This is a genomic window from Acidicapsa acidisoli, from assembly GCF_025685625.1.
In the GTDB taxonomy this organism is placed as follows: domain Bacteria; phylum Acidobacteriota; class Terriglobia; order Terriglobales; family Acidobacteriaceae; genus Acidicapsa; species Acidicapsa acidisoli.
Genome location: NZ_JAGSYI010000002.1, coordinates 1,007,551 through 1,033,092, shown reverse-complemented (window position 1 = coordinate 1,033,092; position 25,542 = coordinate 1,007,551). Strand labels below are relative to the sequence as shown.

The following is a 25,542-nucleotide window of genomic DNA, read 5'->3' as shown; positions in this document are numbered from 1 at the left end:
CGGAGGAACAGGAAAAACCATGACCAGAATTGGGACCAACCAGACGTTTCGCAATATTTGGCCTGCGGTTATCGTGATTGGGAGCTTTGGTGGCTTGATGACTTTGAGCGGCCCCTTAGCGATGGCCCAGGATGGCGGAGCTGCGGCCCAGGATACGGCCGCAGCAGGGCAACGCACCGATGGACAGATCGAGATGGACGTCGTGCATGCGCTGGATGCGGCGCCGTCGCTCCAAAACGATTGGATTACCGCAGGGACAGTGCAGGGAGAAGTAACGCTGTCCGGCACCTCGGCCAGCGCTGCGAACCGGCAATTGGCTGAGTCGATCGCAGGGAAGGTTCCTGGCGTAACCAAAGTCGTCAACAATCTCAAAGTCGGTGACCCGCAGACTGCCCAGAACGGACAGGGGCAGCCCCAAGATCAGGTCGATTATGCGGATCAGGGACAACCGGCTCCAGCTTATGGGAACGAGGCCCCGCAACAGAATGCGCCCGCTCCGCAGCAGCCGGCTTATCAGCCCGGCTATCAACAACCTCAACCCGGCTACCAACAGGCTCAACCCGGATACCCGCCGCCTCCGCAAGGCGGCTACGCGCAGCCACAGCCCCAAGTGGCGCAGATGCCGGAGCCTCCTCATGAGCCAGTTACTCTGGTGAAAGGAACTCTGTTGAAGGTTCGCACCAGCGAACCATTGAGCAGCAAGAAGGCCAAGGATGGAACGGCCATCGAGTTCACCGTGGTGCGCGATGTCTACGCGGCGGGAGTGCTGGCGATTCCTCGCGGCGCAACGATCCACGGGGAAGTGCTCGATGTGAAGAAATCTGGCGCGCTGGGTGGCAGCCCCGAGCTGGCTCTGAAGCTTGATTCGCTCGACCTTGGCGGCAGGAACTACGCGCTAGATTCAGACCCCTTCAGCGTGAAAGGCCCCAATAAAGCTGGGCGAACAGTCGGTAACGCCTTTGGCGGCGCGCTTCTCGGTGCGATTATTGGTGGCGCGGTGGGCGGCGGTGGCGGTGCTGCCATCGGTGCCGGAGCTGGCGCGGTCGGCGGAACGGCGGCCTCGGCCGCTACTCCCGGACCTCAGGTCTGGATTCCTGCGGAAGCGCTCATGGACTTCCACCTGAACAATCCGCTGACGGTAACTCCGGTCAGTTCGCAGGAGGCAATGCGCCTTGCGGCGAATGCTCCTCCACCGTCGCAGCGGCCAACGCTCTATCGTCGCGGATACTACCCTTACGGATATCCTCCGCCACCTCCGCCTCCGGGCTATTACTATCGCCCCTACTAATCTCGCGGCCCCAAGTTGCGTAAGTTAATAGAAACCGGCTCCAGATGCTTTCTGGAGCCGGTTTCTTTTTGGGGGGAACAGATTGGGTTGAATTGGGCGAGAGACTAACGCTCATTCTGAAGAAACTGCTTCCTGTCCTTTACCTTGACCGCCGGAGCACCCGCGTAGACTGTCCATGGCTCCAGATCACGGGAGGCGACAGAGGCGAGTCCAAGTACCGCTCCCTCGCCGACCTGCACTCCCGGACCTACGCAGGCGCGGGCGCATATCCAGGCATAGGAACCGATCACCATTGAGTACGCCAACAACGGAAATGCACGATCATCGAAGTCGTGAGTTGCCCCGCAGATGTAGGCTCCCTGAGAGACGATGGCATGCGATCCAAAGTGCATGGGTGCTGGATTGTAGATCTCTGCGCCATCGCCGGCAGTGACCTGATCGGCGCAGATCAGGTTCCATGGGGCCCAGATCTTGGAGCCGGGATAGAAATGGCAGTTCGGGCCCATCTGCGCTCCAAAGAGCCGCAGCAGCATGGATCGCCAGGAATGGAACGGACGTGGGGAAATCCGGTACAAGAGTAGCCAGCAGATATTCCAGGTCAGTCGCATGATCCGGTTTTGAATTGAGAACGCCGGCCGAAGATAAGGGTCCTCGGCGGTATCCGCGGCTATGTGTTCGGCTGCGTTGTAATGAAGCTGCTTGGCCATTCCATATTCCAGAGAAGATAATTTGGACAGGGTTTACCTTGAAACAAAGGGATGAGCCATGGCTCATCCCTTTGCGACTTGATATCTGTCAAGAAGCTCATGCACTGACAGGTTCTACGGCGTCGACCTTGACCGGCGTCAGCCAGCCGAAGCGGTCGGGCTTGAGTCCGTTGGCGATGCCAAAGAACTCATCGGCGATCTGTTTGGTGAGAGCGCCTGGGTTGCCGTCCCCGATCACAATGCGGTCGATCGAGCGGATTGGCGAAACCTCCGCAGCCGTGCCGGTGAAGAAGACTTCGTCGGCGATGTAGAGCAGCTCACGCGGAATCGACTGCTCGAACACAGGCAGGCCAAGATGGCGGGCGATGGTCAGCACCGAGTCGCGGGTGATGCCGGAAAGCGCCGAGTTGGCCAGCGGCGGGGTGTAGAGCACGCCGTTACGTACTACGAAAACATTCTCGCCGGAGCCCTCGGAAACCAGGCCATTGACGTCCAGAGCGATGCCCTCCGCATAGCCGTTGATATCGGCTTCCATGCGGATGAGCTGCGAGTTCATATAGTTCGCGCCGGCCTTGGCCAGAGCGGGCATGGTGTTTGGCGCAAGCCGGTTCCAGCTGCTGATGCAGACGTCCGCTCCGCCGTGTCCACCTGCAACATATTTGCCCCAGGGGAAGTTGGCGATGAAAACATCGATCGGCGAGCCTGTGGGGTTGACGCCAATCTCGCCATATCCGCGCAGGGCGATGGGACGAATGTAGCAGGGGGCGACGCCATTGTTCTCGATGACGTCGACGACGGCTGCGCAGAGCTCATCGAGCGAGTAGGGCAGGGTCATACGGTAGATCTTCGCGGAATCGATAAGGCGCTGCATGTGCTCAGGCAGACGGAAGACTGCTGCTCCCGAGGGCTGGCCGTAGCAACGGATTCCTTCAAATACGCTGGAGCCGTAGTGCACGACATGGCTCATCACGTGAATATTCGCCTGTTCCCAGGGAATGAGCTGGCCATTACGCCAGATTTTTTCCGTAGGCTGGATTGGCATCGTTAGAGTACCTCTCTTGTCTTACTTCAAGAATACTGTCTAGAGTATCGCGAAGCGGGGCGGAGTGTCACCAATACCTGCCTAATTCCCGAATCAAAACGAATCAAGTCTGTATCATCGCCAACGCCAACTCCGATAGACCGGTTGGGTTGCTATGAGATAGTTTCTGGTTCGTCGGAGAAGATCGACTCGATGCTGGTTTCGAAGAGTCTTGCCAAACGAAATGCCAGCGGTAAACTGGGATCGAATTTGCCGGTTTCGATGGCGTTGACACTCTGTCGCGAGACTTCTAGCTTTTGAGCAAGGTCGGCCTGGCTCCATTGCCGCTCAGCGCGAAGGACGCGAAGTCGGTTCTTCACCGGTTCCCCCAAAGTTTGACTTCCAGGGTGATGGAAGAGGTAACGATAAAGATATCCAGGCTGATGTTGCCGAAGGGAATCAGGGACGAGTAGGGCTGAACGTAGCTGAAGAATGTATCGGCGACGAGCACAATGCCCAGTCCCCACAGCATCGACTCAACGACAAGGTTGCGAAGATACTCGTCGTTTTCGCCTCGTAGATAGCGGGCTACAACGATGATGGTCGCGATCACCGGGGCGATGGAAAGAACTGCGATTCCGTATCGCGTGACCATGGAGAGGTTGTGTCGCTCCAGTATGGCCTGGAGGACGATACTGAGGGCGATACAAAGTCCCATCAGAATTTCGATGGTGCGCATTGAGCGCCGTTGGTAGGTACTGAGATTCCTTCGACAGAGTTGCATGACGTGTTTCCTTTCCTTTATGACAATTGAGCTTTACATAAAAAGATTAGACATGTCAAGCTTGCTTGTCATTTTCTTGATGTTATGGCTCTGAGGTGGGAATCCGATTGAAGCTTAGGGTTGGGTCGTACAATCTTGAGGACGCTTCCGGCCACGGAACGCTGCAAGGAAGATTTTGTGTATACCATCCTGGGGATCGGCGAACTACTTTGGGATATGCTGCCGGAGGGTCCGCAATTGGGCGGAGCGCCGGCCAACTACAGCGTCATGGCCGGGCGTATGGGGAATCACGCGACAGTTCTGAGCCGCATCGGGCGCGATGGATTGGGCGAGCGGGCGCTCGAAATGCTACGTCCGTTTCCTGTGGATTGCACGCGGTTGCAAGTGGACCCGGAGCAGGCAACCGGCCGCGTGACTGTGAAGCTGGAGGACGGTCAACCGAGCTATACGATCCACCAACCCGTTGCGTGGGATTTCTTTGAACTGACAAAAAGCTGGCTGAACGAGGCGGCGCAGGCGGACGCGGTTTGCTTTGGCTCCCTTGCTCAACGAAGCGAGCAGTCGCGACAGACCATTCATGCGCTCGTGAAGGCCACGCGCCCGCAGTGCCAGCGAATCTTCGATGTGAACCTGAGAGCGCCGTTTTACAGTGCGGAGATTGTGCGGGAATCGTTGGAACTGGCGTCTGTCATGAAGATGAACGATGCCGAAGTCCAATTGGTGCTGGATTTGCTCGGCTTTCCCACTGCCGCTTCTTTGCGCGGGGGCGCTGAGCGGTTGTTGGAACACTTTACTGGTCTGGCGCTGGTTGCAATTACGAGGGGCGGTACGGGGAGTTTGCTGGTGGGCCGTTCGGAATGGAACGAACACCCCGGGATTCCGATCAAGGTTGCGGACACAATCGGGGCTGGAGACGCGTTTACAGCGGCCATGACGCACTACCTGCTGCGTGGCGCTTCCCTGAGCGTGCTCAACGAAGCAGGGAACCGCTGGGGGAGCTATGTCGCCTCGCAGTCGGGCGCGATGCCTGAGATCGGGCCTGAAACCTTGCAGCGGATCACTCGAGAGATCGAGGGCTGAATCAGTTATCCCAGGTTCTCGGCACGAGAGCATCATATCGAGACCTGGGATAACCGAACCTCAACTACTTCAGCCGTTGAGGACACGCATCCCGCCTTCGGGATAGCGGGTGCCGGTTGCGGCATCGGGAGGGAAGCAGCGGTCGATCTCGGCGAGATCATCGGCGGTGAGTGTGACCTTCACAGCGTCGATGTTTTCCTTGAGACGGTGGACCTTAGTAGTGCCCGGGATCGGAAAAACATCCTCTCCCTGAGAGAGAAGCCACGCGAGAGCAAGTTGCGACGCCGTGCAGCCCTTCGCCGCAGCCAGCGATTCAATCAGCTTGACGAGTTCCAGGTTGCGCTGGAAGTTTTCGCCTTGAAACCGGGGATTGTTGCGCCGCCAGTCGGCCGGGTCCAGATCATCGATTGTGCGGAACCGACCGGTGAGAAATCCACGGCCAAGCGGACTATAAGGGACAAAGGCGATGCCCAGTTCGCGGGTCACGCCGAGGATTTCAGCTTCGGGATCGCGCGTCCAGAGGGAGTATTCGGTCTGGAGGGCGGCGATCGGGTGGACCGCATGGGCGCGCCGGATGGTGTTCGGTCCCGCTTCCGAGAGCCCCAGAAATCGGACTTTTCCTTCCTTGATCAGATCGGCCATGGCGCCAACGGTTTCTTCGATTGGCGTGGTGGGATCGACGCGATGCTGGTAGTAAAGGTCGATCACATCGACATTGAGACGTCTGAGACTGGCTTCGCATGCCCGCCGAATGTAGTCCGGCTTGCCGCTAAGACCGAGGAACTGACCCTCAGCGGAACGGACATTGCCGAATTTTGTTGCGAGAAAGACCTCGTTGCGACGACCTGCGATGGCCTTGCCAACCAGTTCTTCGTTGCGGCCCACGCCGTAAACGTCGGCAGTGTCGAGGAAATTGACACCGAGGTCGAGCGCGCCGTGAATGGTTGCGATCGACTCAGTCGGATCGCTGTCGGCGTGTCCGGAACCATAAAACTCGGACATGCCCATGCAGCCGAGTCCCATGCGGGAAACTGAGATGCCTGTTTGGGCAAAAAGACGATGTTCCATTGGAAGGGTAAATTCCTTTCTTGTGTTTTGCAGCCTTTGCCAGAGATGAGGTTGAGCCATCAGATGGCGCATTTTCGAAAATTGCACCGCAGGGTAATGAGTAGTCAATCAAAATGGATCGTATCGTCAATCTATCGACAAAAGATGATACATTCGTGTACCGTTCTCTTGATCTCCGTTTCATCGGGATTGGAAATCAAGAGAACAGGAAATCAAGAGAACAAACGAGTATCGAAATTGCAAGGTTGGTGAATGGCTAAGCACGGAAAGACTATACCTGCGGCGGACGCGGCTGCGATCTCGACTGTAATCTCGGAGGCGTCGCACCCCGAGTCCTCGAAAAAAATCCCCAAGCATCAGGTAGTTTTCGACTATTTGCACGGCAGTATCCAATCCGGAGTGCTCAAACCGGGCGACCGGCTGCCGAGTGAAGCGGAATTGGGCAAGATGTTCGACGCCTCGCGCATTACGGTGGCGAAGGCGGTGCTGGAACTACAGCGCATGAATCTTGTGACGCGACGTCCGGGCGCCGGGACGCACGTCCAAACCAGGCAGCAGGTGGACGGGCACACCTTTGGGTTGCTGATTCCAGAGCTTGGGCTGACCGAGATCTTCGAGCCGATCTGCCACGGCATGATGCGCTCGCCGTTTGCGAGACCGGACGCGCTTGTCTGGGGCAACGCTTCCGGAGCGGGAGCTTCCGGCTCGCGTCGGGAGGTTGCGGAAGAAGCTGAGCACATGGCGCAGCATTTCATCGCTCGAAAGGTCTCCGGGATATTTTTTGCGCCTCTGGAACTGATTCCGGACAAGGATGCTGCGAACCGGCGCATTGTCCGCATGCTGGAGCGGATGAAGATTCCAATCGTGCTGCTGGACCGGTGCTATCTGCCCTACCCAGAGCGTTCATCTCTGGATCTGGTGGGCATCGACAACCGGCGCACCGGCTTTCTGGCAACGGAACACCTGATCCAGCTCGGAGTCAGAGAACTGGCGTTCCTCGCCGAAGACCACTCAGCCTCGACGGTTGATGCGCGCATCACGGGTTTCCATGAGGCGCTGAGACGACACGGAATTCGTCCGGAAGTGGAACCGGCGTGGCGAGGCAGCGCGCAGGATCAGGAATTTGTGAAAAAAGCGCTGGAAATCACGCAGGCGAAAGGTATCGTTTGCGCGAATGATGTAACAGCCGCGCGCCTGATGCAGACGTTGCTGGCGATGGGACGGCGGATTCCGGAGGATGTGCGAATAGTCGGCATCGATGACGTGAAATACGCCAGCCTGCTACCGGTTCCCTTGACCACGATGCACCAGAACTGCCCGGCTATTGGGGTGATCGCGATGGCTACCATGTTGGAAAGACTGGAACACCCGGATCTGCCGACAAGAGATATTCTGGTGCCTACGAAGCTGGTGGTGCGACGGTCGTGCGGTGCGCATCTGGACACGAATCCGAGCACGAATCCGGACAGGTGATCCCCGCAGGACCGTCTTCTTGATTAAAGGACGGGCCGACGTCCAACAATGAGGTTGTAGATGAGCATGATCACTGCCACGACCAGGATCAGGTGAATCAACGCGCCGCCAACATGGAGCGTGAATCCCAGAAGCCACAACACCAGCAGAATTACAAAAATCGTCCAAAGCATTTCGTTCTCCTTGTCTTCCCTGATATGGGATCGACCCCGGGGAAGGGCGCGGAGATGATAGTGACAGACCGGCTCTATCCTTACTGACCCGGATTGATCACGGGGCAGGAGTTTGCGGCTTGGGCGCTATGGGAGCCGGCTCAGGCCGATGTTTCGCGCGTAGAAACGCGACCAGTTGCGCCACCTCGTCTTTGGAAAGCGAGTCTTCGAAACTAGGCATCTTCTGCCCGCCGTTTTCAATCTGAGTTGCAATCTGGGCAGGCTTCAATTTCTTGCGAACGTTGGCCAGCGAGGGGCCCTTTTGCGTGCCCTGAGCGGTCGCCCCATGACAGTAGGAGCATCCCTTATCGCGAAAAAGCGTTGCGCCTGCCGCTTCCGCGTCTTTGGGCCCCGCGGCGAGAACCATTTGAGAGAGGATCAGGAAGAAGAAGGCGAGAGCCAGAGCCGAAGACAGACGCAGATGCTGCACTTTGAGCACGATCACAGAATCATTTTCTCATTATTCGAAGGGCTTTTCCTCCATCTCACGGTGGGTTAGCAGACTTGAATGTCGGCCTCTGGCATGCCGAACCGTCTCGGATCGTGAGAGATTCTCTATTAAAACTTAAACATTAATTGATTAAAGGGTTTTAACGAGAATGTGAACAGATGTTAGCAATCAATTCTTAAGGTAAGTTAGCACTTCAAGTCATTCGTGGGTCTAGAACTCTACCCCGAAGTGTATCAATCCATGGAGGCACTTTTTTGAAACGCTGGCTTTCCGTAGTTATCGCAAATATATCGTTGATGATGGTGGCGGCCTTGCCGTTACCTTTGGCAGCGCAATCGAATGAGCCTGGGACTCTGCAAGGTTCCGTTGTAGACCCGAAAGGGCAGGCAGTCTCTGGAGCAGTTGTCACCGTACAGAGTGAAAGCAAGGATGAGATCCACAAAGGAGCTACCAACAGCGAAGGTCGGTTCGTAGTTACCGGACTTGCAGATGGGAGCTATACTGTCGTGATTTCGTCTTCCGGTTTTGCTCCGGCTACGCGCAATCACGTGCGGGTAGGCGCGGACGCAACTCCGGCTCTGTCGATCCCGTTAGCAGTAGCTTCAGTGGCCGAAGAGGTCACGGTAACCGCGGAGGACGTAACTTCCGAAGCGGCGCAATTATCGCCGGTGAAGGCGATGCTCGACGCCGGTTCGGCACGCACGGAGATCACGAACTCCTATATCCGTGAATTCACCTCGCCGGTAACCGACTTCACCGACATCATGCAGGCGGCGCCCGGCACCTTCAGCGTGAGCCCCAACGGCGTCGGTCTTGGCCAAAGCAACACCTTTTACCGCGGCTTTGCCGACGGCGACTACACGATCACTTATGACGGAATTCCTTTCGAGGACACCAACAGCCCCACGCATCACTCGTGGGCATTCTTTCCTGGGCCGACCATTGGTGGAGTGGACTTCGACCGCAGCCCCGGTACAGCTTCCGACATCGGGCCGACCAACTTCGGCGGATCGATCCATCTGCTCTCCCCGCAACTCCCGATTGAAAAGGGATACATACTCGATTACTCGTACGGTTCCTTCAATACTCAGTTGATCGACGGTCAATACAACTCGGGCCTCATCGGCTCGGGCAAGAAGGCCAACCTGTGGTTTGAAGGCAATCACATGAGCTCGGACGGCTATGAGACCTTCAATTATCAGAGAAGAACCTCAGGCGCGCTGAAGTTCAACTACAAGTTTTCCGATAAGACTGTGCTTTCCCTGTTCAGCAGCGTAGTTATCCTGGATAGCAATACGCCCAACGCAAGTCCGACAAGGGCCCAGATCGCTGAGTTTGGCGATAATTACCTACTGGATGGCACGCAGTATCTGGCGAATGGAAACCTGGACCCTAACTACTACCGGTACTTCTTCTACCATGTGCCGACGGACTTCGAGTACGCCGGATTGACTTCAGATCTCGGGCACGGCTGGAAACTGGATACGAAGGCGTATACCTACTCTTACTACAACCATCAGCACTACAACGGCAGCGGAACCAAAATCTCGGCAACCAGCGCGACGGACAAATTGAATTCCTATAACAGGCTCGGCGACACACTTACGGTCAGCCAGGCCTCGAAGTATGGAGTTTTCCGGGCGGGTCTCTGGTATGAGTGGTCGTACACCAACCGGTATCAGACTCCTGCCAATCCAACCGACTGGATTGACCAAACAGTGCCGAACTTCCACGAGAACTTCTGGACCAACTCGGTGCAGCCGTTTGCCGAATACCAATACGTTGCGATACCGAAGCTCACCATTACCCTCGGTATCAAGGACGCATACTACAACATGAGCCTGAAGCAGTATGCGGACAACGGCAAGATCGTTGGAAACCTTGGCGGCGCTCCGTATGTGACGAACGACGCCGGCTATAACTCGTGGCTTCCGTCCTTTGAGGCGAACTACCGTGTGCGGCCAAACTGGTCCGTCTATGGACAGTTCGGCCAGGGAAGCATCATTCCGCCGAGTAGTGTCTTTGACGTGACGAACGCTGAAGTGAAGGGCCTGCCGAATCCGACCAAAGCCTCGACCTACCAGGGCGGAACGGTGCTCAAGCTCAACCGGCTCAGCCTGGATGCGGATGGATACTACATCCGATTCCAGAATGCATACTCTTCGTTTACTCCAACCTCTGGTCCGGACGAAGGCATCAGCTACGAATACCTGAGCCCTGATTCCCGCACGAAGGGCTTTGAAGCCGAAGGCAACCTGTATCTGGCTCACGGCTTGAGCGTGTTTCTCAATGGCACTGTGACCACCGCGAAGTACGTTGCGGCTCCGGCACAGGCCGCCACAAGCACTACGCCGGCCATTGCGGCTACTCCTTCAGCATGGGTGGCGAGCACGCCGCATGATACGGAGAGCGAAGGGCTTACCTATCAGGACAGGCACTGGGACCTGGGTTTCTTCAACAAGCGGATCGGTTCGCAGTGGAATGACAACGGGTCCGTGCATCAAGCGGTACCGATCGATTCTTTCTCTGTTTCCAACCTCTTCCTCAACTACACGCTGCACAACGGCTCACGGTTTGACGAGTCGAAGATCAAACTCAGCTTCAACAACCTGTTCGACAATCACAACGTAACCGCCATCACCCCGGCAAATGCCGCGACATCAACAACTCCTTTTGCCGAGAATGGTGCGGATACCTTAACGCTTCTGCCCGGGCGGAGCGTGATGGTTACCTTCCAGATGGGTCTTGGCCCGAAGGGACGGTAATTGAAGCCTCTTATCTGAACTGAACGCAATTCAACCATAGCCCCGCATTTGGAAAAGTCCCAGGGCATCGGGATTCCGCCAGATGCGGGGCTTTTCCATCGGCGCTGGGGCATGTGCCGGTGACGCCGATGGCCGCAAAATCCTTCAGGCAAGTCATGCTGAGTGAGACAAATCGACCTTGATTACGCCCTTTATTAATTTCTATGCATTTTTCTATTAAACGGTTTTAACAGGATTGTTAACAGCCGTTAGCAATCAGTTCTTAACTTAACTCTGCACGTCGATTCATCGCCGGGTTTCTGAACGATGGCCGGAAGAGAGTCAATCCATGGAGGCTTTTTTTGAAGCGTTGGCATCACGTTGTCTTTAACAGCTTATTGATGATTTTGGTGGCGACTTGGTCGCCATTTATGAGGGCTCAATCGAATGCACCGGGAACCCTGCAAGGTGCGGTCGTTGACCCCAAAGGGCAGGCGCTTGCGGGTGCGGCGATCATCGTCCATAACGAAAGTAATACGGCGATCCACAGGGTGGCTACGAACAACGAGGGTCGCTTCTCGATAAACGGACTCGCCGACGGAAGCTACACGGTCGAGATCGTGGCGCCAGGTTTTGCTCCCGCTACCCGCAGTCATGTTCGTGTGGGTGCGGATGCAAGTCCAAGTCTCTCCGTCACTCTGACACTGGCATCGGTGGCCGAGGAAGTGACGGTGAGCGCGGAAGACAACACCTCACTGGCAGCCCAACTGTCGCCGGTAAAGGCGCTGCTGGATGCCGGCTCGGCGCGGACGGAGATCACCAACCAATTCATCCGTGAATTCACGTCGCCCGTGACGGACTTTACTGAGATCATGCAGACGGCGCCCGGCACATTCAGCGTGAGCCCGAACGGCGTGGGCCTGGGCGACAGCGACACCTCATTTCGCGGATTCATCGATGGCGACTACACCGTGACCTACGATGGTATCCCGTTCGAGGACACCAACAACCCTACGCATCACTCGTGGGCTTATTTCCCTGGGCCGAGCATTGGCGGCGTGGACTTCGACCGCAGCCCGGGCACCGCGTCGGACATCGGGCCGGCGAATTATGGCGGATCGATCCACTTCCTATCGCCGCAGTTGCCGCCGGACCGGCTCTACAGGCTGTCGGATTCATACGGTTCGTGGAATACGAATCTGATCGACGGCGAGTTTAACTCGGGGCTGTTCGGCGGGAAAAATCCCAAGGCCAATCTTTGGTTCGACGCTCACCACATGAGTTCGGACGGTTATCAGACCTTCAACTATCAGACGCGGACAGCCGAGGCGCTGAAATTTACTTACAAGTTTTCTGACAAGACTTACCTGACGGTCGATGGCAACTCGGTAATTCTCGATGCCAATACTCCAAACAATAATGTGACGGCTGCGCAGATCGCCCAGCACGGCAATAACTACCTGATGGATAACACGGAGTTCCTTCCAGGTACGACCACTTACGACCCCTTCTACTACAAGTTCTACTTCAACCACATCCCGACAGATTTCGAGTACGTGGACCTTAACAAGGACCTTGGGCATGGTTGGAAGCTGGATGTAAAGCCGTACGTCTACGCTTATTCAAACCATCAGTACTACCAGAATTCGGATACGGTGACGGATACAAGCGCCATCGACAAGATGAACCAGTACTTCAAGTTCGGTGAAGTCGTCTCGGCGAGTTCAGCGTCGAAATACGGTGTGTTCCGAACGGGATTCTGGTATGAATATGCGAGCACCAACCGCTTTCAGATCAAGTCCAACCCGGTTAATGAGTTAGATGAGGCCGGTATCGCGGGCATCAACTTCCACGAGAACTTCTGGACGAATTCGGCGCAGCCCTTTGCCGAATATCAACTGGTGGCGATTCCGAAATGGACGATCACGCTGGGCCTGAAGGATGCCTATTACAACATGAGCCTGAAGCAGTATGCCGATAACGGTCATATTGTGGGCAACCTGAACGGCGCGCCTTACGTAACCAACGACGGAAACTTTAATTCGTGGCTGCCCTCTTTTGAGGCCAACTACCGGATCAAGCCTAACTGGTCGGCGTATGTCCAGTACGGCATGGGTAGTCAGATTCCGCCGAGCTCAGTTTATGACATAAACCAGACTTCGGGATCGGGGGCGTCTGGAGTTACGGTGTTGCCCAAGCCGCAGGTTTCTTCGACCTACCAGGGCGGAACAGTGGTGAAGCTGGATCGTGTCAGCTTTGATGCGGACTATTACTACATCCACTTCGAGAACTCCTATGTTGCGGCTCCGGTGGCAAATAGCTACACTTACACCGCGACTCCACCCTCCAATACGACTGGTGTCGAGGCTGAGGGCAACATCGCTGTGACTCACAAGCTGAGCGTCTTCCTGAACGGCACCCTGGCTTCGGCGAAGTACGTGGCAGCAGCGGCGAATCCGGTTCTGGGCGCTCCTGCAACGCCTTCGCTCTGGGTAGCCGGCGCTCCGCACGACACGGAAACGGAAGGCGTGACGTACCAGGATAGGAATTGGAGTCTGGGCTTCTTTAACAAACGTGTCGGCTCGCAGTGGAACGACAACACCGATGCGAACGGCAACTTGTTGCATCAGGCGATTCCGATTGCTCCGTTCTCGGTGGCCAACCTGTTTCTGAACTATACGCTCAAGAATGGTTCCAAGTGGGATCAGTCGAAGATCCGGTTCAGCGTCAACAACCTGTTCAACAACAACAACAACACCTTAACGACGGCTGCGAATCCAGGTACGGCTGCGAATCCATATGCTCCCAACGGCGGTGACATACTGACGCTGGTTCCAGGGCGCAGCGTGATGGTTACCTTCCAACTTGGGTTCGGTTCGAAGGGAAGGTAGTTCGCGGAATCAACCGAAGGCCTCTTCGATGAGACCGGACCCGGCGACGGGCGAGGCGTCATCGAGGGGGCTTTCGGCGTTTGTGAAGGAAGCCGAACCGCTATAGGCTCTCGGTATGGCGGAGGAAAACTACAGCTACGCAAGTCGACTGCGGCACGAGCTTTGCCAGCGCAACCGGCAATACGCGACCGGATGGGTGCATGTTGAGAGTTACGGGAGCCAGCCGGTGATTGTGTACGCGCCGGATGGCGGGCGGCACGGGAACTTTTTCGACGACGCCTATGCGGCCATTTGCGCACGGCCGGAATGGATGCGGCGGCTGACAAAAATTCACGCCCAGGCCAGGCAGTCGTTGCCCAGGCATGAGACGGGCCGGCTCTGGCGTGAGCTGGACTCCTCGACCAGCTCGGATGCGCTGCTGATGAATGTATTTTGTACGCCAGGGGTAGTGGAATCGGCAAGAGTGCATCGCGCGCTGGGAGTCGCCGGCTATGAGCCGCCTGTCTTCGGATGGAAGGCGCGTGTGCCGCTCAGGAACGCCCGCGAAGACCGGACTGAAGTCGATATGCGATGGGGCGGGCTGCTGGTTGAAGCGAAGTTGACCGAGGCGGATTTCCAGACGCGCTCTGCCACCGTCGTCGAGGCGTACCGGGATTTTGATGAGGTTTTTGATCGGGATTTGCTCCCGAGGGTGAAGCTTAGGACTTTAAGACAGAAGGCCGCGGCGGAGTTTCCAGAGGAGTTTTCGCAGGAGTGGGAGGCTTCGGACGCGCCAGACGACGAGAGGAATGTGAGGGCCGCAGCGGCGAAAGCATATCAGCAGGCAATTGTGGCGAAGGGAGTAGCACAACAGCCGGTGGAGCCGGGCTACGCGGGCTATCAACTCATTCGCAATGTACTGGCGGCCTATGCTACTGGATGCAGCTTTTGCGTGATGCACGACCAGCGCAGGCCGGATCTGCGGGAGGCCTGGTTTCGAGTGATAACGGCGGTCCGGCGCGCGGAGATGCGCGTGCGGTGTAAGGTGTTGACCTGGCAGGAGCTGGCGGCGCTGCTACCAGAGCCATTGCGGGAGTTTCTGGATCGGAAGTACGGGATTGTGGCGGTGGATTAAATTGCGCCGCAGTCTCCCGGCGGCGGCAACGGAAATTACTCGCCTCCGCCTGACATATAGGTGTACTGGATCTTGTCGGAGTGCTTGATTGGATCGCCGGTCAAGTCATGCGCATGCCAGACGACGCTTTCATTCGCAACCTCAGGATGCTTGCGCAGGAATTCAAGCGCATAAACGGAGGCTGTCGGGTCATCTTTCTGATCGGCGAAACGAGCCGCCTCGTAACTGGCCTTGTCCTTTTGACCTAGACGACGGTAGAGGATAGCCAGGTTGTAGTGCGCGGCCAGATCGTCCGGGTCGACGCCCTGTAACTGCTCATAGATGTCGCGGGCGCGCGGGTAATTGTGCTGCTGGTAATAGCTGAAGCCAAGCTCGCGCAGTGCATCGCGGGAGCGTGGATATTTGATCAGCACGGCTTCGAGGTCCGTGATGGCCTCCTTGACCTGCCCTCCGTTGCGCTCAACCAGTGCGCGGTAATAGAGCGCGCGAGGATCGTCGGGCAGCAACGATAGCGCCTTGGCGAGATTTGGCCGGGCGTCGTCGTACTTTTCCCACAGAATCTCAACGATAGCCATGTTGGTGAAGGCGTCGGCGTAATCGGGCCGGAGGGCCGCAACCCGTTCGAAGGCATGGACCGAGGCGGCGTATTGCTGAGCATCCAGCAAGCCGATGCCGTAGTTGTTCCAGCGCATCCATTCCTTGTTCTCGTCGGGGCCGGGCTTCACGGGCGCGTTTTCACCGATTGCGAAGGTGCGCGTCTGGCCAGCCATTTCGATCACCGGCTCGGGGTAGTGCTTCTCCTTCATCGCGTAATCGATGAAGCGCTGATTGAATCGGCGATACTTGACGGTTGCTGTGACGCTGAAGGAGCCGGTAAGGTCCTTCGGAATGCGGAAACGGTAGCGCACCAACTGGCTTCGCCCCGATTGGATCGTGTTGTTGTAGGCAAGCACGCGGTTGTGCCAGATCTGGTGAAGATCGTTGAACTCGCCCTTGTTATTGATGATGCGGTTGGTAAATGAGTGGGCCGATTCATCCAGATAGCCGTCAGGTTTGAGGAATCCGCTCTCGACAAGCGTCTTGCCGCTTGCATCCTTCACGGTGAAATCGACCCACGACTCGTAGAAGTCGCGCTGCTCCGGCACATGCGAGTGCGCAGCCCCTTTGTTCTGGATGACGACGTCGGCGGTCAGGGTTTCACCTGAGGCTAGCGAGAAGCCGGTCAGGCCGAGCGGGGCAATCAGAACGGAATCGGCAGAGGTCCCCCCGGAGCTTTCCGTCTCTAAAGCAAAGATATCGACGTTGAAGACGCCGTTGCGCAGGAAGGCCGCAGTCTTTTCGGCCTGTTCATCGAACTTGTAGTACTGAGGAATCAGTGTGTTCGCGCCAAGCCAGCGATGGCTGACCAGCTTGCCTTCTTTTGCTCCGTAGTCGGACGAGCTTGCCGGGAGGGCCTCTTTGACCATGTGGCAGGTCTGGCAGGTGGAGACAATCTCCTTGCGGTAGAAGGGAAGTGGCGACTGTTTGGTGAAGCTGGCTGCCTGCCACTCATCGTACGGCGTCATGGCGCGCAGCCACTTGTAGTCATCCAGAGACTTCGGGATCGCGGCCTTGTGGCAGGCGGCGCAAAATTCCGATGTATGCAGTAGCGGCCGCATAACGGCTTTCGAATGACGGTCTAGGTGCGCAAGGATCTCGCTGTCCGGCACGGAATGCGTGATTGGCTGACCGTTCTCGTCGACCATCACCGCCGGATAGCCCATGACATAGCTGCCCGTCCCGTAGGTGGTCGTAGAAGTGATGGCATGGCATGTCATGCATGTCAGGCCTTCGTCTTCAAAGGGCCGTTTGCGCGGCATGCCTTGCGAGAGATCGCCGGAGAGCAGCGCCACCGGATTGTGGCAACCCTCGCAATGCCGCGAGAACTGCACGCCCTTCTCTTCGATGAGCAGATTTACGTTCTTGAGATACCAGGGCGCACGAAAACTATTGGAGTGCGCGGACTGGCGCCACTGGCGGTAGCTCTCCTGGTGGCAATGGCCGCAATATTGCGCGGTGGGAAAGCTCTTCGGACTCATGAACTCGCCGTTGTACGAGGTCGCGTTCGAGGGCAAAAACGGCGATTCTTTTCCAAAAGCATAGTTGTACTTGGAGGCGACGTGCGTATGGTACTCGGTCGGCGGGACCGTCATCCACGGGGCTACGGTTGGGGTGGTGCTGGGAGTTCCGGGTGCGCTGCCGAAGGTGCCTTCGTCGGCGGGGACTGCTGCGGGCTGCTGAGTTTGCGAGGAAGCTGGAGTCTGAGCCTGGGTCTGAGCCTGAGCCGCCTGGGTCTGAGCCGCCGATTGTTGGGCTGATGGCAAACCGGTGCCTGCGCGAACCAATCCAACCGGCGCGAAGACAAAAGCTGCGAGGCCGAAAGACGCACCCAGCATCCGGAAACGCCTCGATGTCGCAACGTGACGGGCCTGGCGGTATCGGCGAGCTGGACAGTTGGCCAATTGGCGGAAAAGTTTGTCGTGCATCAGCTTCGCGTCCCCCCGGAAATGGAGAGCCTGGCGCTGGAATGGGGAAGAATTGACGCCGGAATCTCCATTGCGAACGATAGCAGCACCGAGGCGTCGACTGTCATCCACCGGAAGATGGAGATTCTGACAGCTTTGATGGAGGTCGTGCGCGGTTCTCAAGCGAGCCATGGGCCATGATGTGGGACTTCGGCGCGCTTTGCCCAATCGCCATATAGCGCAGCGAATGGCAAATAAAGTACGATGAACTGCAAAATGCGGGTCTGGTTTGGGATGGGGGAAACTTCCAGCTGCCCACCTCGGCAGTAAGCAGCCAGGATATCCAAAACGTTGTCCGCAAGACTTTTACTCGATATGACGATGGCCTCAAATCCTTATCTTCCACTGGCAGTTTTGTTCATAGCGGCGCTGGGATTCGGGTTGGCTCCGCTGGGGCTGGCCTGGGCCTGGGCGCGGCTCGTTTCGCCCGCCAAGCCGAACGCTATCAAGAACGCGATTTACGAGTGCGGACTTGAGTCGCGCGGCGACGCCTGGGTGCAGTTCCGATCGGCCTATTACCTGTACGCGATCATCTTTCTCATTTTTGATGTGGAGGCGGTCTTTCTGCTTCCGTTTGCGGTAGCTTTTACCGGGCTGGGCGTGGGCGCATGCGTTGCAATGCTGGTCTTTGTCCTGTTGCTGGCCGAGGGGCTGGCGTGGGCCTGGGCCAAAGGCGTACTGACCTGGGCCTGAGTGTCGGGTTCCGAGTGTTGCGAATTAAGGGAGCAATGGATGGCGGTTGAGCCTGACTTGAAGATCGAACTCGGCAAACAAGGCGTCTTCGTGACGACCATTAGCGAGATTTATAACTGGGGGCGCAAGAACTCTGTCTGGCCCATGCAGTTTGGACTCGCCTGCTGCGCCATTGAGATGATCGCCACGACTATGGCCCGGTATGATCTGGCGCGTTTTGGCGCAGAGGTCTTTCGACCCTCGCCGCGTCAGGCGGATTTGATGATCATCTCCGGAACGATCACCAAGAAGATGGCTCCGCAGGTCGTTCGCCTGTACAACCAGATGGCCGAGCCGAAATACGTGATTGCGATGGGCGCCTGCGCCATCTCCGGCGGTCCCTTCAAGCAGGGTTACAACGTGCTCAAGGGGATCGACCGCTACATTCCGGTCGATGTGCACATTCCCGGCTGCCCACCGCGCCCGGAAGCGCTGATTCATGCCTTCATGACGCTGCAAGCCAGGATCGACGCCCAGCCATTGACCGGCGGCGACAGGCCGCGCCATCTGGACGCCGACGCGCAGGGCCTGTTTCCCGTTCCGGAGCAGGGCGCCCACGATCTGGAGCCACCCGTGAACCGGCTGGTGTGGCCACTGCCCGCTCCATCGACCAGCGGCAAGCCAACAGGGAGTTGCGAATGAAGTCCGCCGAAGAAATCCTCGCCGCAATCAAGACGGCGTTGCCGGAAGCGGGCGTGGAACTGGTGCCGAATCCCAGTCCCTCCGCGCAGCACTCTTTGCGGCTTGATCCGGCTCATGCTCTGGCTGTCGCAAGTTTTCTGCGCAATGATCCGGAGCTGGCGTTGGACTACTGCTCCAACGCAACAGGCGTTGACTGGCCGGGTAAGGAAATCACCGAAAAGGTGAAGGTGACCAAGGTCGTCGACGGTGTTGAGACCATTGTGGAAGAGACCGTCAAGCGCGTCCAGGCGGGCTACCTGGAGGCCGTGTATCACCTCTATTCCATGAAACACGCGCACCGGGAGATCGCCGGTCCAGTCGTGTTGCGAATGCGCACGGTCAACCGGACCGATCAGGTAGAACTGCCGTCGCTGACGCCGGTATGGCGCTCCGCGGAGTTTCAGGAGCGGGAGATCTTCGACCTTTTTGGAATCGTATTCACCGGGCACCCGGACCTGCGGCGAATTCTGATGTGGGACGGCTTCGAAGACCACCCCATGCGCCGCGACTATGTGGACCCGGACGACTTTGAATACGAACCGACGCCGCACGACGAGGTCCTGAAACGCGCGGAACAACATAAGGCCAATACCGGGGTGACGGCATGACCGCGACTGATCTCAAAAGCTACCGGCCGCCCGTCATCGAACTCTCCGAGGAAGGCGATGAACTGCTTGAAGTGGCGATGGGACCGCACCATCCCTCGACCCACGGGGTCTTTCGCATGGATGTCGCGCTCGATGGCGAGCGGGTCGTACGGCTCAAGCCGGTCTTCGGCTATCTGCATCGCAATCACGAAAAAATTGCCGAGACAACCAGTTATCTCGCGTCGATGCCGTATACCGACAGGCTCGACTACTTCTGCTCGCTGACCAATAACTGGGCCTATGCCATCGCGGTTGAAAAGCTCGCCGGGATGGAAGTTCCGGAGCGCGCACAATACATTCGCGTCATCACGGCGGAACTGACCCGCATTCAGAACCACGCCAGCGCCATCGGCTTTCTCTTGCAGGAGATGGGCGCCAGCGGCACTCCGCTGATGTACGCTTTCCGCGAGCGGGAGAAAATCCTCGATTTGTTTGAGGCGCTCACCGGTTCGCGCATGATGTGCAACTACATGCGCTTCGGTGGATGCCGCGTCGAACTTCCCAAGGGTTGGCTCGAACAGGTCAGCAAGATCGTCGATGGCTTGCCGGAGTTCATCGACGAAACGGAAGCGCTCTTGACCGGGAATGAAATCCTGATGGCCCGCACGCAGGGAGTGGGCATCCTCAAACCGGATCTGGCAGTGAACGCCGGAGTGACAGGGCCGATGCTGCGAGCCACCGGCGTGAACTACGACATCCGCAAGGTCGATCACTACGGCATTTATGACCGTTTCAAATTCCGCGTGCCGCTCGGCGATCACGGCGACATCTATGACCGTTACATGATCCGCATACTGGAAATGCGCGAGTCCATTGAAATTCTGAAGCAGGCAATCAAGGATATTCCCGCAGGCCCGATCATGGACCCGAAATCGAAGATTCGCGGCTTTCGACCCAAGGCCGGCGAAGCTTATGGGCGCATCGAAGCTCCAAAAGGCGAGCTTGGCTTCTATCTCATCAGCGATGGTAGCCCCAATCCATATCGATATCGCGTTCGGCCACCATCGTTGATCAATCTGACAGTGCTCGAGGACATGTGCCTCGGCCGGAACGTAGCCGACGTGGTCCTGATCTTTGGCAGCGTGGACATTGTATTGGGCGAGGTAGACAGATAATGGCCGTACAAAAGGAGTACGCCCGATGTTAGGCGAAGGAATTCTGCAGGGACTGGCAGAGACGGCGAAGAACTTCGCCGGCAGCTTTGTCTCGAAAGAACGGCTTACCACGGTGCAATATCCCGAAGAGCGGATCGCGCCGATCGAGAACACCCGCGATTTCCCGATTCTGATTTATGACGGCAATGACCCGATGGCCGGGCTGCGCTGCGTAGCCTGCCAAATCTGCGAAAAAGAATGCCCGCCTAAATGCATTTACATCGTAAAGTCCACCGATAAGAAGCCGGATTTTGTAGGCAAGATGCAGATCTATCCGACCCGATTCGACATTGATATCTCCGTCTGCATGAGCTGTCAGATATGCGTCGAGGTCTGTCCCTTTGAGGCGATCAAGATGGACACGGAGTTCGAGTTGAGCACGACCGATCGCTTTGGCGGTCTTCTGTACGATCGCGAGCAGCTCTCCAAGTCAAACGAGCACTATCACAAGATTCATCCGACGGAAGCAGCGGAAGTCGACGCGCGGCTCGCTGAAGAAAAGGCCAAGGCTGAGACGAAGGCCAAAGCCGCGGCAGAGGCGGCTGCTGCGAAAGCTGCGGCTGCTGCGGCCGCGCCGCCAACTCCTGCTGCCGCTCCCGTCGCAAAGGTTGCTCCCGCAAAGGAGCCCGGCGCGTGAGCCTTTCCTCGCAATTCGATCAGATATTCGTGCTCCTGCAACACTGGATCGAAGGCTTCTTTCCGCAGTCACTGCAGCCAGCGGTGGGAGCGGTGGTCGCCGTGGTCGCAATCGTCGCGACCTTCCCCGCTATCTTTGCCGTCACCACGGTGCTTGAGCGCAAGGGCCTGGGCCGCATTCAGAATCGCCTCGGGCCGAATCGTGTAGGGCCGTTGGGTATCCTGCAGCCCGTCGCCGACGGCATCAAGTCCCTGACCAAGGAAGACATTGTGCCGCGCAGCGCCGATGCAGTCGTGCATTTCCTCGCGCCGGTCGTGTTGGTGGTAGCCATCTTCCTGGGCTACGCAGTGCTGCCGGTCGGGCGCAATATGGTGCTGATGAACATGGACGCGGGACTCCTGTTCTTCTTCGCCATTGGCGCGTCGACCGAGCTTTCGATTTTCATGGCTGGATGGTCGAGCCGCAACAAGTATTCGCTTCTTGGCGCACTCCGAGCCGTGGCGCAGATGATCAGCTATGAGGTTCCGCTGCTGCTTTCCAGCGTGGTCGCGGTGATGATCACCGGCTCGCTTTCGACCGTCAAGATCGTGGAAGCGCAGAGTGGATTTACCGGCATCTTTCCTCACTGGTACGTGTTCACGCCATGGGGATTCGCGGGCTTCGTCTTATTCGTCATCGCCGCGCTAGCTGAAACCAACCGCTCGCCATTCGATCTGCCCGAGGGCGAATCGGAGCTGGTCGCCGGTTACTTCACCGAATACTCAGGCTTCAAGTTCGCGCTCTTCTTCCTGGGCGAGTATCTCGGCATGTTTTCGATTGCCGGCTTCGCAATCACGTTGTTTCTTGGAGGATGGGGCGCACCGTTTTCCTTCCTGGGTTTCGTGCCGTCCTGGGCGTGGTTCTTCTTCAAGCTTCTGGCAGCAATCGTCTTCTTTATCTGGCTACGCGGAACCTTGCCCCGCCTGCGTCAGGACCAACTGATGAACTTCGCCTGGAAGTTCATGCTGCCCATGACGCTGCTGAATATCCTCGTTGCCGGCGCCTGGCGGTTCCTCGGCGAAGGCTGGTCGCGCTGGGTGATTTGCAGTCTCGTACTTTTGTGTGCCTACGTGCTGCTTGGCCGCATTCTAATGCGCCATCAGCGTCTCGGCCCGAGGAGCTATCGCTATGCGGAGTAGCTCTGAAATAACTCCGGTGAGGAGTACGAACCTATGATCTTCGGACTAAGCGCCGTCTTTTTGTTGACGGCTGCCCTTACGGTTGCAGGCGCACTCGCGGCAGCTCTGCTCAAGAATCTCGTGCATTGCGCGCTCAGCCTGACGGTTACTTTTGCTGGCCTTGCGCTCCTGTATTTGCAGCTTGATGCGCAGTTCGCCGGATTTTCGCAGATTCTTGTCTATATCGGAGCAGTCGCGATCCTTGTCGTCTTCGCCATCTTGCTTACTCGCGGCGCGGGCATCCCAGAGTATCGCGGCTTCTCTTCCAGTTGGCTGGCCTGTCTGGTGATTGCAGCCGCAGTTTTCGCACTGCTTGCGTGGTCTGTAATCAGAAGCCTTCCCGCGAATATCGCAACGAGCGTAGCGCCCGCCGTCCCCGCTGTCTCTGTCCAGTCGATCGGAGCCGCGCTGATGAGCACCTATGTGCTGCCCTTGGAAATCGTCGCGGTCGTACTTACAGTCGCACTTATTGGAGCCGTAATCGTAGCGATGCCGGAAACGCGCACGCCCAGGATCGGCGCAGACACGTCCGGCGCAGAAACGAGCAGCGGCAAATGACTCCACTGGCAGCTTTCCTGATTGTTGCGGCGCTCGTTTTCGCGATTGGCCTGGCCATCGCGCTCACACGACGCAACGCCATCCTGGTGCTGATTGGCATTGAACTCATGTTGAATGCCGCCAATCTGAACCTGATCGCATTCTGGCGATTTACTCCACACGCAAACGGGCACAATGATGGACTCACCGGCATGATGTTCGCAATTTTTTCGATTGCCGTTGCCGCTGCGGAAGCCGCAGTAGGCCTTGGCTTGGTGATCGCATATCATCGCCATACGAAAACGACCGATCTGGATGCCATGACGCGGATGAAGGGATGAACGAGGAATGATTGCTTGTAGTGCATCCCTTTTAGCTGCCCAGATACCTCAAGACCTGCCTCCGATTTCACCATCGTGGATCGTGGCGAATCTGTGGATGATTCCTGCCGTACCCATGCTGGCCGCCGGATTGATCGCCCTGTTGAAGCAGCCGCTACGTAAGACTGCCGCAGCACTCGCGATAGGCGGGTTAAGCGTTTCGCTTCTACTCGCGCTATGCGCCTTTGCGCATGTGCTGACCGCATGGGGGCAGGGAACCGCGACGCGCGAGGTCGTCAACTTCAACTGGATCGATCTCGGAGCGACCTATCTTCAACTGGGCTGGATACTCGACCCGCTCGCAGCGATCATGCTGGTGATGGTCACCTTTGTCGGTCTGCTGATCTTCATCTACTCCACCGGTTACATGGCGCATGACGAAAACTTCACGCGCTTCTTCTGCTTCCTGTCGCTCTTTGCCGGAGGCATGCTCGGCGTGCTGATCGCCAACAGCCTGCTCCTGCTCTTCATGTGCTGGGAGATTGTCGGCCTCACCTCGTATCTGCTGATTGGCTTCTGGTATCAAAAATCGAGTGCGGCAGCGGCGGCGAAGAAGGCATTCCTCACTACGCGCGTGGGCGACATCTTCTTTCTGTTAGGCATGGTGTGGCTTTTTGCGCAGACAGGCACGCTGCTCTTCTACAACCACGGCGCGGGCGCAATGGAGCCGGCAGCGTTGGCGATCCTTTTGAGTCAGCCAGCAGCCCTCGGCCTGTCAGCCGCAACCGCGATTGGCCTGTTGATCTTCGCGGGCGCAGCGGGCAAGAGCGGACAGTTGCCGCTCCACGTCTGGCTTCCGGACGCGATGGAGGGCCCAACGCCGGTTTCGGCATTGATCCACGCGGCAACGATGGTTGCTGCGGGCGTGTATCTGGTCGCGCGTGTCTACCCACTTATGTCGGCTGGAGCGGCAGTCGGAGGCTCTACGGTGTCTCTGACCGTCGTAGCCTGGGTTGGCGCATTGACCGCGCTTTTTGGCGCATTCGTTGCCGTTGCGCAGAACGACATCAAGCGCATCCTCGCCTACTCAACAGTTTCACAGCTCGGCTACATGATGGTTGGCCTCGCCGTTGGCGGCGTGGCCGTCGGAATGTTCCATCTGATCACGCATGCATTCTTCAAAGCGCTGCTCTTCCTCGGCGCCGGGTCTGTCATTCACGGCTGCCACGAGGAGCAGGACATTCGCCGTATGGGCCATCTCCGGAAGGCTATGCCCATCACATTTCTTACGTACTCCATCGGCATGTTGGCATTGAGCGGCTTCCCGATCTTCTTCTCCGGCTTTTGGAGCAAGGACGCAATCATCGGCGCAGCGCACTCCTGGCCTGTCTCGCAAGGCCCGTTCGTCCTTCTCATAATCGGCGCATTACTGACGGCCTTCTACATGACCCGGCAAGTCGCTTATGTCTTCTTCGGAAACTGGCGAGGCTCGCATCACACCCATCCGCACGAGAGCCCGATGGTGATGACGCTGCCGTTGTCAATTCTCGCTGTTTTCGCAATTGGTCTTGGCATTCTCGGGACGCCTGCATGGCCGTGGTTTACAAGCTTCATCGAGAGCAAATCTCTTAGTGTGGATATACAAGCATTCAGTGAGCCGGGGCTGCTGCCCCTTATGGGCTTTACCACGCTTCTGGTGGCTGCTGGGCTCGGTGCTGGGTGGTGGCTCTATGCTCGCAAGCCCATCGAGGCGCCTGTGGGAGCCCCAGCGCATCACCATCTTCAAGAGCATGGCGATGAGCCAGAAGATACTCCTTGTGATATGAGAGACGTCCTCGAATCTTCTACACCTGTGGTATGGAAGGGGCTTGCAAATCGGCTCTACTTCGACGAGTTATATGAGGCTACGGTACTGCGTTGGTATGCAGCTCTTGCGCGGTTCTCAGATTGGCTGGATCGGCGCGTCTGGGGCGGAATCGTAGCTGCCGTTTCGAGCGGCTTCCGCGGCCTTGGACTGACAAACAAATCCATCGATTCCCAATGGATTGACGGCGCCTTCGACAAGGGCTGCGAAGAGCTCGTGACCGGCGGCGGAGTGCTGGCCTGGTTGCAGGCCGGCCGTGCGCCGGGATATCTGCGCGTCTTGACTTTGGGAGTGCTTGTGCTTGCCGGACTGGCGTTGGTCGTAGGTGCGGCAACTGGGCAGGTGCGGCTATGATC

Annotated in this window: 24 protein-coding genes; 16 read left to right on the top strand and 8 right to left on the bottom strand. The window is 57.5% G+C overall.

The genetic code is table 11. The annotated features are described in order from the left end of the window. The first annotated feature begins 19 nt into the window (after positions 1-19). Positions 20-1,288 (top strand): BON domain-containing protein, encoded by a 1,269-nt coding sequence (locus tag OHL23_RS14275; protein WP_263352582.1) that lies wholly within the window; start codon positions 20-22, stop codon positions 1,286-1,288. 104 nt (positions 1,289-1,392) lie between these two features. Here the strand turns inward: OHL23_RS14275 and OHL23_RS14270 are convergent, their stop codons facing one another. The 4 genes from OHL23_RS14270 to OHL23_RS14255 form a co-directional block, all read right to left on the bottom strand. Beyond that, entirely contained in the window at positions 1,393-1,995 is a 603-nt protein-coding gene (locus OHL23_RS14270; protein ID WP_263352581.1) for an LbetaH domain-containing protein, read from the bottom strand. Positions 1,996-2,092: 97 nt separating this feature from the next. Continuing rightward, positions 2,093-3,037 carry a branched-chain amino acid transaminase gene (locus tag OHL23_RS14265; RefSeq protein WP_263352580.1) on the bottom strand — a complete coding sequence of 315 codons (945 nt, stop codon included), beginning with the start codon at positions 3,035-3,037 and terminating at the stop codon, positions 2,093-2,095. 152 nt (positions 3,038-3,189) lie between these two features. Continuing rightward, complete coding sequence (locus tag OHL23_RS14260; protein ID WP_263352579.1) at positions 3,190-3,396, bottom strand: helix-turn-helix transcriptional regulator; 207 nt, start codon at positions 3,394-3,396, stop codon at positions 3,190-3,192. Next, the gene (locus OHL23_RS14255) at positions 3,393-3,800 is read right to left on the bottom strand and encodes a hypothetical protein (protein ID WP_263352578.1); all 408 of its coding nucleotides are present in this window, start codon (positions 3,798-3,800) and stop codon (positions 3,393-3,395) included. Before OHL23_RS14255 ends, OHL23_RS14260 begins: the two co-directional genes overlap by 4 nt. Positions 3,801-3,977: 177 nt before the next feature. Between OHL23_RS14255 and OHL23_RS14250 the strand changes: the two genes are divergently transcribed. Continuing rightward, complete coding sequence (locus tag OHL23_RS14250; protein ID WP_263352577.1) at positions 3,978-4,880, top strand: carbohydrate kinase family protein; 903 nt, start codon at positions 3,978-3,980, stop codon at positions 4,878-4,880. Positions 4,881-4,949: 69 nt separating this feature from the next. Here the strand turns inward: OHL23_RS14250 and OHL23_RS14245 are convergent, their stop codons facing one another. Next, positions 4,950-5,948, bottom strand: a complete 999-nt coding sequence (locus OHL23_RS14245) for an aldo/keto reductase (protein WP_263352576.1) — start codon at positions 5,946-5,948, stop codon at positions 4,950-4,952. 252 nt (positions 5,949-6,200) lie between these two features. Here OHL23_RS14245 and OHL23_RS14240 point away from each other — a divergent pair, with 252 nt between their 5' ends. Next, positions 6,201-7,421, top strand: a complete 1,221-nt coding sequence (locus tag OHL23_RS14240; protein WP_263352575.1) for a GntR family transcriptional regulator — start codon at positions 6,201-6,203, stop codon at positions 7,419-7,421. Positions 7,422-7,444: 23 nt separating this feature from the next. Here OHL23_RS14240 and OHL23_RS14235 read toward each other — a convergent pair whose 3' ends face one another. Both OHL23_RS14235 and OHL23_RS14230 read right to left on the bottom strand, forming a co-directional pair. After that, positions 7,445-7,594, bottom strand: coding sequence for a lmo0937 family membrane protein (locus OHL23_RS14235; RefSeq protein WP_263352574.1), 150 nt, complete (start codon positions 7,592-7,594; stop codon positions 7,445-7,447). A 97-nt stretch (positions 7,595-7,691) separates the two neighbouring features. Continuing rightward, positions 7,692-8,078 (bottom strand): c-type cytochrome, encoded by a 387-nt coding sequence (locus tag OHL23_RS14230; RefSeq protein ID WP_263352573.1) that lies wholly within the window; start codon positions 8,076-8,078, stop codon positions 7,692-7,694. Between the two features lie 260 nt (positions 8,079-8,338). On the opposite strand from OHL23_RS14230, the gene OHL23_RS14225 reads away from it, so the two are divergent. From OHL23_RS14225 to OHL23_RS14215, 3 genes are all read left to right on the top strand, one after another. Then, on the top strand, positions 8,339-10,849 hold the full coding sequence (locus OHL23_RS14225; protein ID WP_263352572.1) for a TonB-dependent receptor: 2,511 nt from the start codon (positions 8,339-8,341) through the stop codon (positions 10,847-10,849). A gap of 341 nt (positions 10,850-11,190) precedes the next feature. Then, the gene (locus OHL23_RS14220) at positions 11,191-13,719 is read left to right on the top strand and encodes a TonB-dependent receptor (protein ID WP_263352571.1); all 2,529 of its coding nucleotides are present in this window, start codon (positions 11,191-11,193) and stop codon (positions 13,717-13,719) included. Positions 13,720-13,834: 115 nt separating this feature from the next. Continuing rightward, entirely contained in the window at positions 13,835-14,833 is a 999-nt protein-coding gene (locus tag OHL23_RS14215; protein ID WP_263352570.1) for a PGN_0703 family putative restriction endonuclease, read from the top strand. Between the two features lie 35 nt (positions 14,834-14,868). Here the strand turns inward: OHL23_RS14215 and OHL23_RS14210 are convergent, their stop codons facing one another. Further along, a complete protein-coding gene (locus tag OHL23_RS14210; protein WP_263352569.1) occupies positions 14,869-17,268 on the bottom strand; it encodes a tetratricopeptide repeat protein in 2,400 nt (799 codons plus the stop codon). Between the two features lie 24 nt (positions 17,269-17,292). On the opposite strand from OHL23_RS14210, the gene OHL23_RS14205 reads away from it, so the two are divergent. The 10 genes from OHL23_RS14205 (at position 17,293) to nuoL (ending at position 25,540) form a co-directional block, all read left to right on the top strand. Next, positions 17,293-17,538: a hypothetical protein gene (locus OHL23_RS14205; RefSeq protein ID WP_263352568.1), complete on the top strand. Its 246-nt coding sequence runs from the start codon at positions 17,293-17,295 to the stop codon at positions 17,536-17,538. A 150-nt stretch (positions 17,539-17,688) separates the two neighbouring features. Continuing rightward, positions 17,689-18,090 carry an NADH-quinone oxidoreductase subunit A gene (locus OHL23_RS14200; protein WP_263352567.1) on the top strand — a complete coding sequence of 134 codons (402 nt, stop codon included), beginning with the start codon at positions 17,689-17,691 and terminating at the stop codon, positions 18,088-18,090. Between the two features lie 39 nt (positions 18,091-18,129). Next, positions 18,130-18,771 (top strand): NADH-quinone oxidoreductase subunit B, encoded by a 642-nt coding sequence (locus OHL23_RS14195; protein ID WP_263352566.1) that lies wholly within the window; start codon positions 18,130-18,132, stop codon positions 18,769-18,771. Continuing rightward, a complete protein-coding gene (locus OHL23_RS14190) occupies positions 18,768-19,418 on the top strand; it encodes an NADH-quinone oxidoreductase subunit C (protein ID WP_263352565.1) in 651 nt (216 codons plus the stop codon). The genes OHL23_RS14195 and OHL23_RS14190 overlap by 4 nt, the downstream gene beginning before the upstream one ends. Continuing rightward, a complete protein-coding gene (locus OHL23_RS14185; protein WP_263352564.1) occupies positions 19,415-20,572 on the top strand; it encodes an NADH-quinone oxidoreductase subunit D in 1,158 nt (385 codons plus the stop codon). Before OHL23_RS14190 ends, OHL23_RS14185 begins: the two co-directional genes overlap by 4 nt. A 25-nt stretch (positions 20,573-20,597) precedes the next feature. Further along, positions 20,598-21,248 carry a 4Fe-4S dicluster domain-containing protein gene (locus tag OHL23_RS14180; protein WP_263352563.1) on the top strand — a complete coding sequence of 217 codons (651 nt, stop codon included), beginning with the start codon at positions 20,598-20,600 and terminating at the stop codon, positions 21,246-21,248. Next, positions 21,245-22,426 (top strand): NADH-quinone oxidoreductase subunit NuoH, encoded by a 1,182-nt coding sequence (nuoH, locus tag OHL23_RS14175; RefSeq protein WP_263352562.1) that lies wholly within the window; start codon positions 21,245-21,247, stop codon positions 22,424-22,426. Before OHL23_RS14180 ends, nuoH begins: the two co-directional genes overlap by 4 nt. A 33-nt stretch (positions 22,427-22,459) precedes the next feature. Continuing rightward, positions 22,460-23,023 (top strand): NADH-quinone oxidoreductase subunit J family protein, encoded by a 564-nt coding sequence (locus OHL23_RS14170; RefSeq protein WP_263352561.1) that lies wholly within the window; start codon positions 22,460-22,462, stop codon positions 23,021-23,023. Then, entirely contained in the window at positions 23,020-23,343 is a 324-nt protein-coding gene (gene nuoK, locus OHL23_RS14165) for an NADH-quinone oxidoreductase subunit NuoK (protein ID WP_263352560.1), read from the top strand. Before OHL23_RS14170 ends, nuoK begins: the two co-directional genes overlap by 4 nt. A gap of 97 nt (positions 23,344-23,440) precedes the next feature. Next, entirely contained in the window at positions 23,441-25,540 is a 2,100-nt protein-coding gene (gene nuoL / locus OHL23_RS14160) for an NADH-quinone oxidoreductase subunit L (protein ID WP_263352559.1), read from the top strand. The last annotated feature ends 2 nt before the right edge of the window (positions 25,541-25,542 follow it).

What these genes read in the sequence shown, in the direction of transcription:
- OHL23_RS14275 (WP_263352582.1), top strand. Translation starts at nt 20, where the DNA reads ATGACCAGAATTGGGACCAACCAGACGTTTCGCAATATTTGGCCTGCG.
- OHL23_RS14270 (WP_263352581.1), bottom strand. Translation starts at nt 1,995, where the DNA reads ATGGCCAAGCAGCTTCATTACAACGCAGCCGAACACATAGCCGCGGAT.
- OHL23_RS14265 (WP_263352580.1), bottom strand. Translation starts at nt 3,037, where the DNA reads ATGCCAATCCAGCCTACGGAAAAAATCTGGCGTAATGGCCAGCTCATT.
- OHL23_RS14255 (WP_263352578.1), bottom strand. Translation starts at nt 3,800, where the DNA reads ATGCAACTCTGTCGAAGGAATCTCAGTACCTACCAACGGCGCTCAATG.
- OHL23_RS14245 (WP_263352576.1), bottom strand. Translation starts at nt 5,948, where the DNA reads ATGGAACATCGTCTTTTTGCCCAAACAGGCATCTCAGTTTCCCGCATG.
- OHL23_RS14240 (WP_263352575.1), top strand. Translation starts at nt 6,201, where the DNA reads ATGGCTAAGCACGGAAAGACTATACCTGCGGCGGACGCGGCTGCGATC.
- OHL23_RS14235 (WP_263352574.1), bottom strand. Translation starts at nt 7,594, where the DNA reads ATGCTTTGGACGATTTTTGTAATTCTGCTGGTGTTGTGGCTTCTGGGA.
- OHL23_RS14215 (WP_263352570.1), top strand. Translation starts at nt 13,835, where the DNA reads ATGGCGGAGGAAAACTACAGCTACGCAAGTCGACTGCGGCACGAGCTT.
- OHL23_RS14210 (WP_263352569.1), bottom strand. Translation starts at nt 17,268, where the DNA reads ATGCTGGGTGCGTCTTTCGGCCTCGCAGCTTTTGTCTTCGCGCCGGTT.
- OHL23_RS14195 (WP_263352566.1), top strand. Translation starts at nt 18,130, where the DNA reads ATGGCGGTTGAGCCTGACTTGAAGATCGAACTCGGCAAACAAGGCGTC.
- OHL23_RS14190 (WP_263352565.1), top strand. Translation starts at nt 18,768, where the DNA reads ATGAAGTCCGCCGAAGAAATCCTCGCCGCAATCAAGACGGCGTTGCCG.
- OHL23_RS14185 (WP_263352564.1), top strand. Translation starts at nt 19,415, where the DNA reads ATGACCGCGACTGATCTCAAAAGCTACCGGCCGCCCGTCATCGAACTC.
- OHL23_RS14180 (WP_263352563.1), top strand. Translation starts at nt 20,598, where the DNA reads ATGTTAGGCGAAGGAATTCTGCAGGGACTGGCAGAGACGGCGAAGAAC.
- OHL23_RS14170 (WP_263352561.1), top strand. Translation starts at nt 22,460, where the DNA reads ATGATCTTCGGACTAAGCGCCGTCTTTTTGTTGACGGCTGCCCTTACG.
- nuoK (WP_263352560.1), top strand. Translation starts at nt 23,020, where the DNA reads ATGACTCCACTGGCAGCTTTCCTGATTGTTGCGGCGCTCGTTTTCGCG.
- nuoL (WP_263352559.1), top strand. Translation starts at nt 23,441, where the DNA reads ATGATTCCTGCCGTACCCATGCTGGCCGCCGGATTGATCGCCCTGTTG.